General features: G+C 70.4%; 11 protein-coding genes. 7 read left to right on the top strand and 4 right to left on the bottom strand.

Annotated elements, in window-relative coordinates:
* Window positions 1-21 precede the first annotated feature (21 nt).
* Window positions 22-480 (bottom strand): Lrp/AsnC family transcriptional regulator, encoded by a 459-nt coding sequence (locus ACI3KS_RS15000; RefSeq protein ID WP_404919346.1) that lies wholly within the window; start codon window positions 478-480, stop codon window positions 22-24.
* A gap of 110 nt (window positions 481-590) precedes the next feature.
* On the opposite strand from ACI3KS_RS15000, the gene ACI3KS_RS14995 reads away from it, so the two are divergent.
* Window positions 591-2,024 (top strand): gamma-aminobutyraldehyde dehydrogenase, encoded by a 1,434-nt coding sequence (locus ACI3KS_RS14995; RefSeq protein WP_404919345.1) that lies wholly within the window; start codon window positions 591-593, stop codon window positions 2,022-2,024.
* A 144-nt stretch (window positions 2,025-2,168) separates the two neighbouring features.
* On the opposite strand, the gene galE is transcribed toward ACI3KS_RS14995, so the two are convergent.
* From galE to galT, 3 genes are all read right to left on the bottom strand, one after another.
* On the bottom strand, window positions 2,169-3,149 hold the full coding sequence (gene galE / locus ACI3KS_RS14990; RefSeq protein WP_404919344.1) for a UDP-glucose 4-epimerase GalE: 981 nt from the start codon (window positions 3,147-3,149) through the stop codon (window positions 2,169-2,171).
* A gap of 130 nt (window positions 3,150-3,279) precedes the next feature.
* Window positions 3,280-4,485 (bottom strand): galactokinase, encoded by a 1,206-nt coding sequence (galK, locus tag ACI3KS_RS14985; RefSeq protein ID WP_404919343.1) that lies wholly within the window; start codon window positions 4,483-4,485, stop codon window positions 3,280-3,282.
* Entirely contained in the window at window positions 4,482-5,681 is a 1,200-nt protein-coding gene (galT, locus tag ACI3KS_RS14980; protein WP_404919342.1) for a galactose-1-phosphate uridylyltransferase, read from the bottom strand. The genes galK and galT overlap by 4 nt, the downstream gene beginning before the upstream one ends.
* Window positions 5,682-5,856: 175 nt before the next feature.
* On the opposite strand from galT, the gene ACI3KS_RS14975 reads away from it, so the two are divergent.
* From ACI3KS_RS14975 to ACI3KS_RS14950, 6 genes are all read left to right on the top strand, one after another.
* The gene (locus ACI3KS_RS14975) at window positions 5,857-6,804 is read left to right on the top strand and encodes a LacI family DNA-binding transcriptional regulator (protein WP_404919363.1); all 948 of its coding nucleotides are present in this window, start codon (window positions 5,857-5,859) and stop codon (window positions 6,802-6,804) included.
* A 127-nt stretch (window positions 6,805-6,931) separates the two neighbouring features.
* Window positions 6,932-8,092, top strand: coding sequence for a Gfo/Idh/MocA family protein (locus ACI3KS_RS14970; protein ID WP_404919341.1), 1,161 nt, complete (start codon window positions 6,932-6,934; stop codon window positions 8,090-8,092).
* Window positions 8,092-9,381: a dihydrodipicolinate synthase family protein gene (locus ACI3KS_RS14965; RefSeq protein ID WP_404919340.1), complete on the top strand. Its 1,290-nt coding sequence runs from the start codon at window positions 8,092-8,094 to the stop codon at window positions 9,379-9,381. The genes ACI3KS_RS14970 and ACI3KS_RS14965 overlap by 1 nt, the downstream gene beginning before the upstream one ends.
* The gene (locus ACI3KS_RS14960; RefSeq protein WP_404919339.1) at window positions 9,378-10,322 is read left to right on the top strand and encodes a sugar phosphate isomerase/epimerase family protein; all 945 of its coding nucleotides are present in this window, start codon (window positions 9,378-9,380) and stop codon (window positions 10,320-10,322) included. The genes ACI3KS_RS14965 and ACI3KS_RS14960 overlap by 4 nt, the downstream gene beginning before the upstream one ends.
* Before the next feature lie 78 nt (window positions 10,323-10,400).
* Complete coding sequence (locus ACI3KS_RS14955) at window positions 10,401-11,459, top strand: LacI family DNA-binding transcriptional regulator (RefSeq protein ID WP_404919338.1); 1,059 nt, start codon at window positions 10,401-10,403, stop codon at window positions 11,457-11,459.
* Window positions 11,456-12,568 (top strand): glycerate kinase, encoded by a 1,113-nt coding sequence (locus ACI3KS_RS14950; RefSeq protein WP_404919337.1) that lies wholly within the window; start codon window positions 11,456-11,458, stop codon window positions 12,566-12,568. The genes ACI3KS_RS14955 and ACI3KS_RS14950 overlap by 4 nt, the downstream gene beginning before the upstream one ends.
* Window positions 12,569-12,622 lie beyond the last annotated feature (54 nt).

Raw genomic sequence — 12,622 nt, 5'->3', positions numbered from 1 at the left:
GCTCCCGATGCGGGGCGCGCGTCAGCGCGTGCCCCAGTTGTAGAGGTCCTTATAGAGCCCTGCGTACAGCAGGCTCTCGGTGCGCGTCACGCCGGGGATCGTGCGGATCCGCGTCGCGACCAGGTCGATGAGGTCCTCATCGCTCTCGCAGACCGCCTCGACGACGATGTCGAACGTGCCCAGCGTCACCACCACGTAGGCGAGCTCGGGGATCTTCGTCAACTCCTGCGCGATCGTGCGCGGGTCGCGATCGACGCGGATGCCGATCATCGACATGCGGCGGAAGCCCAGCTGCATCGGGTCGGTGACCGCGACGATCTGGATCACGCCCGCGTCCGTCATCCGCTGCACCCGCTGTCGGGTGGCGGCCTCGCTCAGGCCGACGGCGCGCCCGATCTCGGCATACGGTCGGCGGCCGTCCTCCTGCAGGAGTTCGACGATGCGCTTCGAGACGTCATCCAGCGCCAACTGTTTCGACATACCGCCCATGGTGTCGATATTGACAGGGTGGATGCCGTCTTGCAACTGATTCCGTTGCCCATGGGTTCGAACCCTTCAGATTTCGCATCGATACGGTTAGCATGAGCGCCATGTCGACATCCACCCTGCAGAACTTCATCGGCGGCCGCCTCGTTCCCGTGCACGGCTCCGGCCGGCTCCCGCTCATCGACCCGGCCACGGAAGAGGTCTACGGCGAGCTGCCGGTCTCCGACGCGAGCGACGTCGACGCGGCCTACGCCGCAGCATCCGCCGCCTTCCCGATCTGGCGCGACACGACGCCCGCCGATCGTCAGCTGGCGCTGTTCCGCATCGCCGACGAGATGGACAAGCGCGCCGAGGAGTTCGCCGATCTCGAGTCGCAGGACACGGGCAAGCCGCGGGCGAGCCTCGTCGCCGACGAGATCGTGCAGTCGATCGACCAGCTGCGCTTCTTCGCCGGTGCGGCCCGCAGCCTCGAGGGGCGCGCGGCGGGCGAGTACCTCGCCGGCCACACCTCGTACGTGCGCCGCGAGCCGATCGGCGTGATCGGCCAGGTCACGCCGTGGAACTATCCGCTCAACATGGCGGTGTGGAAGATCGCCCCGGCGCTCGCGGCAGGCAACACCGTGGTGCTGAAGCCCGCCGAGTCGACGCCGCTCACGACCCTGCTGCTCGCCGAGATCGTCGCGCTGCACACGCCCGCCGGAACGCTCAACGTCGTGCTCGGCGACCGCGACACCGGGGTCGCGCTCGTGGAGCATCCGACCCCGCAGATGGTCGCGATCACCGGGTCGGTGCGAGCGGGCATGGCAGTCGCCCGCTCCGCCGCGAACGACGTCAAGCGCGTGCACCTCGAGCTCGGCGGCAAGGCGCCCGCGATCGTGTTCCCGGACGCGTCGATCGAGAAGGCCGCGGCGGGCATCGTCACGGGGGCGTTCTTCAACGCCGGGCAGGACTGCACGGCCGCGACCCGCGTGCTCGTGCACTCCTCGGTCCACGACGAGTTGATCGCGGCGCTCGTCGAGCGGACGAAGACGGATGCTCGCACAGGGGGGCCGCGCGAAGAGGGTGTGCTGTACGGGCCGCTGTCGAGCGCCGCGCAGCTCGCACAGGTGCAGGGGTTCGTCGACCGGCTGCCCGCGCACGCGAGGATCGAGGTCGGCGGACGCCGGCAGGGTGAGCGCGGCTACTTCTTCGAGGCCACGATCGTCTCGGGCATGCATCAGGACGACGAGGCCGTGCAGGGCGAGATCTTCGGACCCGTGCTCACCGTGCAGTCCTTCGAGACCGAAGAAGAGGCCCTCGCGCTCGCGAACGGCGTCGACTACGCCCTCGCCTCGTCGGTGTGGACGACCGATCACGCCAGGGCGATGCGGTTCTCGCGCGATCTCGATTTCGGCTGCGTGTGGATCAACACGCACATCCCCTTCGTCTCGGACATGCCGCACGGCGGCTTCAAGCACTCGGGGTACGGCAAGGACCTCTCGCAGTACGGCTTCGACGACTATACGCGTGTGAAGCACGTCATGAGCGTTCTCGACTGAGGTTCGAGCTCACTCCGCCGGGAGAGGGCTCGCGTTCGGGAGGGGTTCTCGCGTTCGGGCTGAGCCATACGCGTCGAGCTTCAGCCCGAGCGCGAGTTCTCAGCCCGAACGCGTGACGGACGCCTAAGCGAGACCGACGCGCCGTCAGGCCGAGGCGGCCCGGCGGGCCTCCCAGCCCGTGCGCACCATCTCGTCGACGGTGTAGCGCATCTTCCAGTCGAGGTCGCGGGCGGCGAGCTCGCCGGTCGCGACGATGCGGTCGGGGTCGCCGGGGCGGCGAGGACTGATCTCCGGCGTGAAGTCGACGCCGGTCACCCTGGCCACGGCATCCATGATCTGCTTCACACTCAGGCCGTCGCCCGAGCCGAGGTTGTAGGCGGCCTCGACCGGCTCGCCGGCGGCCAGACGCTTCGCCGCCGCGACGTGCGCCGCGGCGATGTCGCCTACGTGCACGTAGTCGCGCACGTTCGTGCCGTCGGGGGTGGCGTAGTCGTCGCCGAAGATCTTCGGGGTCTCGCCGGCGAGGAGCTTCTCGAACACGATCGGGAAGAGATTGTGCGGGCTGACGTCGTAGACCGACGGGTCGGCGGACCCGACCACGTTGAAGTACCGCAGCGAGGTGTGCCGCAGCGGGGCGTCGGAGTCGGCGGTGGCAGTCGCCTGGTCGCGCAGCAGCCATTCGCCGATGAGCTTCGATTCGCCGTACGGGCTCGCGGGCCGCTTGGCGGTGTCCTCGACCACCAGCTCGACGTCGGGGGTCCCGAACACGGCCGCCGAGGAGGAGAACACGATGTTCGACACGCCTGCGGCCTGCATCGCCTCGAGGATCACCCTGGTGCCTTCGACGTTCTGCGCGTAGGTGTGCAGCGGGCGCTGTACCGAGACGCCGGCGTACTTGTAGCCGGCGACGTGGATCACGCCGACCGCGTCGTGCTCGCGCAGGGTGCGCTCGACGAGCTCACGGTCGAGGATGCTGCCCCGCACGAACGGCACGTCATCGGGGGCGAACGACGAGACTCCGCTGGACAGGTCATCGAGGATGACCGGTGCGAGCCCGGCATCCGACAGTGCGCGCACGACGTGCGATCCGATGTAGCCGGCGCCGCCGGTGACGATCCAGGACATGATCTTCCTCTCCTGCCGCGCGAGCGGCTCGGCTGCCTATTCTTCCAGTCGGTACCTGCGGATCCGCCGCCCGCGGCCACCGACACGGTTCGCCGTGGTCGTCCCGCGTGACGAGCGGACCCCGCGCGGGTCAGGCGTCGCGACCCGCGCCCGCCGCCGGCGTCACGGTGAACAGGTGCGGGGCGTCGAAACCGGATGCCGCGAACGCGGCGGTGACGGCATCCGACACGGCCTGCACGGCATCCGCCTCGATCAGCGCGATCGCCGCGCCGCCGAAGCCGCCACCCGTCATCCGGGCGCCCAGCGCACCGGCCGCCAGCGCCGTGTCGACGGCGGTGTCGAGTTCGGGCACCGAGATCTCGAAGTCGTCGCGCATCGAGGCGTGCGAGGCGACGAGCAGGTCACCGATCGCGCGCGCGCCCTGCTCGCGCACCGTGCGCACGGTGTCGAGCACGCGCTGGTTCTCGGTCACCACGTGGCGCACGCGACGGAAGGTGACGTCGTCCATGAGATCCTCGGCGCGCACGAGGTCGGCGACCGACACATCGCGCAGTGAGGGCACGCCCATGATCGCGGCTCCGCGCTCGCAGGCCGCGCGGCGCTCGCCGTAGCCGCCCGAGGAGTGCGCGTGCTTGACGCGCGTGTCCATGACGAGGATCTCGAGCCCGGCCTCTGCGACACCGAGACGCACGAGCTGCGCCTCGAGCGAGCGGCAGTCGAGGAAGATCGCGGCATCCGCCTCACCGAGCATCGACGCCATCTGGTCCATGATGCCGGTGGGTGCGCCGACGGCCTCGTTCTCGGCACGTCGGCCGACGCGGGCGAGCGCGGTGCGGTCGAGCCCGGCGCTCCAGAGATCGTTCAGAGCGGATGCCGTCGCCCCCTCGATCGCGGCCGAAGACGAGAGCCCCGCCCCGACCGGGACATCGGAGGCGATCGCGATGTCGACCCCGGTCGCATCGAGGCCGGGGGCCGCCAGCGACAGCGCCCAGGCCACGCCGAGCGGATAGGCGGCCCACTCGGGGACCGCGGGCTGCGTCTCATCGCTGGGCCCCTGAGCCTGTCGAAGGGTCGGGAACAGCGTCGAGAGCTCGTCGATCGACACCTCGACCGCGTCGTCCGCGAACGTCGACGCGACGCGGATTCGACCGTCGTCGCGAGCGCCGACCGCGGCGACCGTGCGGTGAGGGATCGCGAACGGCAGCACGAACCCGTCGTTGTAGTCGGTGTGCTCGCCGATCAGGTTGACCCGGCCGGGCGCCGACCAGACGCCGGCGGGCTCCTGTCCGGTCAGCGAGCGGAACAGGGCCTTCGCGGCGTCGTGCGTGGCGGTCATGCGGATACCTCTTCGGATGATGCGTCTTCGGATCGTGCGATGGCGTCGCGGATGCGGGCGGCGCCCTGTTCGGGGGTGACCTCGGCGGCCCAGGCCCACATGGCGGCCTCGGATCCGGCGAGGAACTTGAGCTTGTCGGCGGCGCGTCGCGGACTCGTGAGCTGCAGATGCAGGCGCACGCTCTCGCGACCCGTGTTCACCGGTGCCTGGTGCCACGCGGCGATGTACGGGGTCGGGGTGTCGTACAGCGCGTCGACGCCGCGCAGCAGGCGCAGGTAGAGCGGGGCGAGCTCGTCGCGCTCGGCATCCGTGGTCTCGGCCAGGTCGGGAACGTGACGGTGCGGCATCAGGTGCACCTCGAGCGGCCAGCGGGCGGCGAACGGCACGAAGGCGGTCCAGTGCTCGCCGCGGAACACGACGCGCTCGGAGTCCTGTTCGAACTCGAGGATGCGCTGGAACAGATCGGGTGCCGTGCGGTCGATGCTGTCGAGCACACGGATCGTGCGCGGGGTGACATAGGGGTACGCGTAGATCTGGCCGTGCGGATGCGGCAGCGTGACGCCGATCGCCTCGCCGCGGTTCTCGAACGGGAACACCTGCTCGATGCCGGGGAGCGCCGACAGCGCGGCGGTGCGGTCGGCCCACGCCTCGATCACGGTGCGGGCGCGGGTGACGCTCTGGGTCCCGAAGGAACCCGAGTGCTCGGGGCTGAAGCAGACGACCTCGCAGCGACCGACCGAGGTGCGCGCGCGGCCGAGACCGAGGGCGGCGAGATCGTCGAGACCGCGCGGCGGATTCGACGCGGCCGGCGCGGTGCCGACCACCTCGGCGAGAGCCGGGCCGAAGGCGGGCGACTTGTTCTCGAACACCGCGACGTCGTACCGCGAGGGCACCTCCGAGGGGTTGCTCGGGGTCTGCGGGGCGAGCGGGTCGGCGTCGGCTCCCGGCATCATGACCCGGTTCTGGCGATTGGCAGCGACCGTGATCCAGTCGCCGGTGAGCACGTCGAGGCGCATCGACGCGGACTCGGGACGCGGGTCGAGCGTGCGGGCGTCGACCGAGCGCTCTGCGGGGAGCGTCGTGTCGGGGTCGTCGTAATAGATGAGTTCGCGGCCATCGGCGAGAGTGGTGGCGCGCTTCGTCACTCCGGCGGACAGGGACTCGGTGCGCAACTCGGCAAGATCGTGCGTGTTCACGTAAACATGGTACGCAGAGTGCCGTGATAACGTCAACATCGCAGAGTTGGGACGCTGCGGAGTCCGTGTTCGGATCCGCACCGTGTGGAGTTGCGAACGGAGGTCGGTCATGGACGAACGAGATCTCGCCGCCGATGCCGGTCGGCGTCGCCGCCCTTCGACCGGACGGGTGTCGATGGCCATGGTCGCCGCGCGCGCCGGCGTCTCGGGGCAGACGGTCTCACGCGTCGTCAACGACAGTCCGCGCGTGGACCCGACCACACGCGAGCGCGTCGAGATCGCGATGGTCGAACTCGGCTACCGTCCGCATCGCGCCGCCCGCGCCTTGCGCACCGGCCGTTCACAGACGATCGGCCTGGTCGTCACGACGCTCGCGACCGTCGGCAACTCCCGGATGCTGCAGGCCACGGCCGAGGCCGCGGCGGAGCGCGGCTATGCGCTGACCCTGGTCACGGCATCCGCCGGCGTCGGTGCCGCGTTCGAGCGCCTTCTCGAACAGGAGGTCGACGGGGCGATCGTGCTGAACGAGGCCTCCGCGCAGGTGTCGTCCGCGGCCCTCCCGTCGGGGCTGCGGCTCGTCGTCGTCGACGCGGATGCCGATCCGGGCTTCACCTCGGTGCACAGCGACCACGCCGGGGGCGCGGCTGCGGCCACTCGGTATCTGCTCGAGCTCGGGCATGGCACCGTGCATCACCTCGCGGGACCGTCCGGGTCCTTCGCCGCCGCCGAGCGCGAACGCGGGTGGCGACAGGCCGTCGTGGATGCGGGTGCCGAGGCGCCGGCGGTGATCCGGGGAGACTGGAGCGCCGAAGCGGGCTTCGCGGCAGGAGAGTCTTTGGCCGCGGCATCCGCCGTCTTCTGCGCCAACGATCAGATGGCGCTGGGGCTGCTGCGCGCATTCGCCGAGGCGGGGCGCCGAGTCCCCGAGGACGTCGACGTGATCGGCTTCGACGACCTGCCGGATGCCGCCAACTACCGGCCGCCTCTGACGACGATCCGCCAGGACTTCACGGCTCTCGCGCAGCGCGCCGTCGATGCGCTGGTCGCCGACATCGAGGGCGCGCCCGGCGTCGCGGCATCCGTCGTGCCGACGTCGCTGGTCCGACGTTCCAGCACGCGCTGATCGGCGCGGTTCCGTTCGGGTAGCGCTTTCCCTCCGTGCTTGCGCACCCGCCGGGATCATGGCATGCTGTCGGAAAGCGCTTACCGAGAGAGCCGGAGCGCACGACTTCCCAGAAGAACGGAAAGCAATGTCACAGGCGACAACCCGCGAGATCGGGATCATCATGAACGGCGTCTCCGGACGCATGGGCTACCGTCAGCACCTCGTGCGCTCGATCCTCGCGATCCGCGACGCGGGCGGCATCGAACTGGCCGACGGTTCGAAGATCACGGTCAAGCCGATCCTCGTCGGGCGCAGCGAGGCCAAGCTCGCCGAACTCGCCGCCGCGCACGGCATCGAGGACTACACGACCGACCTCGACGCCGCGCTCGCCGACCCCCGGTGGGAGATCTACGCCGACTTCCTCGTGACCAAGGCGCGAGCATCCGCCATCCGCAAGGCGATCGCCGCCGGAAAGGCGATCTACACCGAGAAGCCGACCGCCGAATCGCTCGACGAGGCGCTCGAACTCGCGCGTCTGGCCGACGCGGCGGGAGTGAAGACCGGTGTCGTGCACGACAAGCTGTACCTGCCCGGCCTGCAGAAGCTCAAGCGCCTCATCGACTCGGGGTTCTTCGGCCGCATCCTGTCGGTGCGCGGCGAGTTCGGCTACTGGGTGTTCGAGGGCGACTGGCAGCCCGCGCAGCGCCCGAGCTGGAACTACCGCACGGAAGACGGCGGCGGCATCATCACCGACATGTTCCCGCACTGGAACTACGTGCTGGAGAACCTCTTCGGCGAGGTCAAGAGCGTCTACGCACAGGCGGCCGTGCACATCGCAGACCGCTGGGACGAGAAGGGCGAGCACTACGACGCCACCGCTGAAGACGCCGCCTACGGCATCTTCGAGATCGAGGGCGGCATCATCGCCGAGATCAACTCCAGCTGGACCGTGCGCGTGAACCGCGATGAGCTCGTCGAGTTCCAGGTCGACGGCACGCTCGGTTCGGCAGTCGTCGGACTCTTCGGCGCGAAGATCCAGCCGCGCAACGCTACGCCCAAGCCGGTGTGGAATCCTGATCTCGAGGACACGCACGACTACGACTCCGACTGGCAGAACGTGCCGACCAACGAGGTGTTCCTCAACGGCTTCCGTCAGCAGTGGGAGGAGTACCTCGTCTCGTACGTCGAGGGGACCGAATACCCCTTCGACCTGCTCGCCGGAGCCAAGGGCGTGCAGTTCGCCGAGGCCGGCCTCGCCTCGAACGCCGAGGGGCGCAAGATCACGATCGAGAAGCTGTCGCTCTGATGACGACCCTCCGACTTCTCGACGCCGCGGGCGCGGTGACGGATGCCGAGCTGCGCCACGGCGGCGAGTACACCCGCCCGTCCGTGCCGCTGCAGAGCCGCGTCGCCTACGCGGCGGCGCACGTGGTGCCCAAGGTGCACGCCGACAACACGCCGGGGCAGCCCGCCGACATCGACTGGGACGCGACGCTCGCCTTCCGTCGCAACGTGTACTCGTGGGGGCTCGGTGTCGCCGACGCCATGGACACGGCGCAGCGCAACATGGGGCTCGACGCCGCGGCCACGCGCGAGCTGATCTCGCGGAGCGCCGAGGTCGCCCGTGAAGAGGGCGGTTCGGTCGTCGTCGGCGTCAACACCGACCATGTCGACGAGCAGCGCATCCCTCTCGACCAGGTGATCGACGCCTACAAAGAGCAGCTGCACTTCACCGAGGAGCAGGGCGCCGGACCCGTGCTGATGGCCTCGCGCCATCTCGCGCGGGTGGCGACGGATGCCGACGACTACCGGCGCGTGTATCGAGAGGTGCTGTCGTCGGCGACCGTGCCCGTGGTGCTGCACTGGCTCGGCACGGCGTTCGACCCTGAGCTTGCCGGGTACTACGGCGCGGACGACTGGCAGACGGCATCCGCTGTCCTCCTCGACATCATCGCTGAGAACCAGGACAAGGTCGCCGGCGTGAAGATGAGCCTGCTGAACGCCGAGTCCGAGATCTCGGTGCGCGAGCGGCTGCCCGAGGGTGTGCGCATGTTCACGGGCGACGACTTCAACTACGTCGGGCTCATCGGTGGCGACTCCCATCGGTCGTTGAGCGCCCTTCGTCTCGCTCCGCTCGCTCAGGAACCGGAGCGCAGCGACGAGACGAAACGCCCGTTCGACGAAGGCGTTTCGTCTCGCTCCGCTCGCTCAACGACCGGGAAGGATGCTCGCGGCCACTCCGACGCGCTCCTCGGCGCGTTCGCGGCGATCACTCCGGTCGCCTCGGCGGCGATCCAGGCGCTGGATGCGGGCGACGCTGCCCGCTACCTCGAGATCCTCGGGCCGACCGAGGAGCTCAGCCGCCAGGTCTTCGCCGCACCGACCTTCTACTACAAGACCGGTGTCGCGTTCCTCGCATGGCTCAACGGGCACCAGCCCGCGTTCCAGATGGTGGGCGGTCTGCACTCGGCCCGCAGCCTTCCGCACCTCAGCCGGATCATCGAGCTCGCGAACGCCTCGCTGGCACTGGAGAACCCGGAGCTCGCGCGTGAGCGCTGGCACGGGATGCTGAGACTGAACGGAGTGGACGCATGAGCGCGTCGTCGATCACTGGGTCGCTGAGCTTGCCGAAGCGTCCGGACCCGACCGATGCCGGGTCGCTGAGCCCGTCGAAGCGTCCCGATCCGCGGCTCTCGATCAACCAGGCCACGATCAAGCACGCCGATCTCGAGACCGCCTTGCGGGTCACGGCGGATGCCGGCATCCAGGCGATCGGCCTCTGGCGCGAGCCGGTGCACGAGGTCGGCCTCGACGTCGCCGCGCGCATGCTCACGGACTCGGGGCTCAGGTTCACGACGCACTGCCGCGGCGGCTTCTTCACGCTCCCGGAGGGACCCGAGCGGATCGCGGCCCTCGACGACAACCGCCGGGCGATCGAGGAGACCGCCACGCTCGCAGCGGCCGGTGCCGACGGCTCGACCTCCGTGCTGGTCCTCGTCGCCGGCGGCATCCCCGCCGGTTCACGCGACCTCGTCGGGGCGCGCGAGCGCGTCCGCGATGCGATCGGCGCACTCACCGACGACGCGAAGGCGGCGGGGGTGACGCTCGCGATCGAGCCGCTGCATCCGATGTACGCGTCCGATCGGGCCGTCGTCTCGACGCTGGGTCAGGCGCTCGACATCGCCGCCGACTTCGCCCCCGAGGTCGTCGGGGTCACGGTCGACACGTTCCACATCTGGTGGGATCCGCAGGTTCTCGACCAGATCGCCCGTGCCGGGCGCGAGGAGCGCATCGCGACCTATCAGGTGTGCGACTGGAAGACCCCCCTGGCCGCGGACGTGCTGCTGTCGCGCCACTACCCCGGCGAGGGCGTGATCGACTTTGGCTCGCTCACGGACGCCGTCATCCGCACCGGGTACGACCGCGACATCGAGGTCGAGATCTTCCATGCCGATGTCTGGGCCGATGCGCCCGAGAACGTGGTGCGCCGCACGGCCGAGGCATTCGGTGCGGCGGTCTCGCCGCACCTCGTGTGAACACGCACGGCTGACATCATCGTCGAGCGGGATCGCGTCGCCGCGAGCACCCGGGGAAGGGCGAAGTACACTCGGGTCATGAGTACCTCGGAAAGCCTTTCCCCGGGCCGACAGGCTCGGTCGTCCCGCAGCGCCGCGGCGACGCTCCACGACGTCGCCCGGGCCGCAGGGGTGTCGCTCGCGACGGCATCCCGCGTGCTGAACGGCTCGCAGCGCAAGGTCGCCGAGTCGTTCCGTGAACGCGTCGAGCGGGCGGCCGCCGAACTGGGCTACACCGCGAACGTCTCGGCGCAGGCGACCGCGCGCGGCACCTCTCCTGTGATCGCGCTGCTCGTCGCCGACATCGCCGACCCCTACTTCGGCCTCATCGCCTCGGGCGTCGCGCGCGGCGCCGACGAGCAGGGGCTGGTCGTCACGATCGCGATCACCGAGCGCGATCCCGAACGAGAGGCGCGCATCATCCGCGCGCTGCGTGGGCAGCGGCCGCAGGGACTCATCCTCGCCGCGTCCCGCACGCGTGAGTCGACCGAGTCTCCGACGGCCCGCGAGCTCACCGAGTTCGCCAAGCTGGGCGGACGGGTCGTGACCTTCGGGGCGGGAGGCTCCGACGACCGACACGTCGAGATCGACAACCGCACCGGAGCGCGCGCCCTCGGCGCCCGCATGGCAGAGCTCGGTTACCGCCGGGCCATCGTGCTCGCCGGTGCGGAAGGCGTGTTCACGTCCGACGAGCGTCTGGCGGGATTCGACGAGGGAATCTCCGCGGGCGGGGGAGCCGTCGCCCGAGTGCTGCGCGGCGACTTCCGTCGCGAGTCCGGCGCAGAACTCATGGCCCAGGCTCTGGCCGACGGCATCGAGCCGGGCACGCTCGTCTTCGGCATGAGCGACGTCGTCGCGATCGGCGCGATGTCGGCCCTGCGGGATGCCGGACGCGAGATCGGTGGGGACGTCGCGGTGTGCGGGTTCGACGATGTGCCGGCGAGCAGCGACGTGACGCCGGCCCTCACGACCGTGCACGTTCCGCTGAGCGACGTCGGTTACCAGGCCTTCCGGGCCACCGTCGACGAGGACTGGGAGCAGGCGCCGCTCCCGCTCGAGGTCGTGGTGCGCGCGAGCACGCCGGGGCCCTCGGCATGACGACCGTCGTGCTGGCACCTGACAGTTTCAAGGGCACGATCACGGCAGCAGATGCGGCGGCCGCCCTGGCCGAGGGATGGGCGTCGATCGAACCCGATGCCGAATTCGTGCACCGCCCGATGGCCGACGGCGGCGAGGGGACGGTCGCCGCGTTCGCGGCGGCGGTTCCCGGTGCAGTGCGGATGCCGGTGAGCGTCGAGGGCCCTGCGGGCGCGCTGATCGACTCCTCCTGGCTGCTGCTGCCGCCGACGGATGATGCGCCGCACGGCACCGCCGTCGTCGATCTGGCCTCGACGTCGGGTATCGAGCTTCTCGATGAGCTGCGTCCGTGGGACGCCGACACCACGGGCTTCGGGCAGGCGATCGTCGCGGCTCTCGATCACGGCGTCTCGCAGCTCGTGCTCGGCATCGGCTCGAGCGCGTCGACCGACGGCGGCACAGGGCTGCTGACGCAGCTCGGCGCGCGGTTCCTCGATGCCTCGGGCGGGCCGATCGCGCGGGGAGCGCGAGGCCTTGCGGACATCGCCTCGGTCGATCTCTCCGGACTGCGGGTCGCGCCGGTGGTGCGGGTGCTCACCGACGTGACGAACCCGTTCACCGGTCCGCGAGGGGCCGCCGAGGTGTTCGGACCGCAGAAGGGTCTGCGCGCTGCGGCCGACATCGCCGACGTGGATGCGGCTCTCGCCCGTCTCGCGGATCGGTTGGGGCTCGACGCGACGTTGCCGGGAACGGGGGCGGCCGGTGGCGCGGGCGGTGCGCTCGTCGCCTGGGGAGCGCAGCTCGCTCCGGGCGCCGAGGAGGTCGCCGCGCTCATCGGACTCGCCGATGCCGTGGCCGGAGCCGACGTCGTGATCACGGGGGAGGGGTCGTACGACGGGCAGTCGGGCGACGGCAAGGTGCCCTCGTTCATCGCGGCACTTGCGACAGGAGCGGGCGCGCGTCCGCTGCTCGCCGCAGGGCGTATCGCCGCGGATGCCGACACCGCGCTGTTCGCGGCATCCGCGGCGCTCACGGATCTCGCTGGATCGTCGGATGCCGCGCTCGCCGAGCCCGCCCGCTGGCTGCGCGCCGCCGGGGCGGAGCTGGCGAAGGCGTACGTGCGGCCCTGACCCTTCGGGAGTGTCCTCGGTCGTTGAGCGAGGAGCGCAGCGACGAGACGAAAC

Origin of the sequence: Microbacterium sp. ZW T5_45 (genome assembly GCF_044987415.1) — a bacterium.
Lineage (GTDB): Bacteria > Actinomycetota > Actinomycetes > Actinomycetales > Microbacteriaceae > Microbacterium.
The sequence above is the reverse complement of the archived record's forward strand: the minus strand, read 5'-3'. Positions and strand labels throughout refer to the sequence as shown.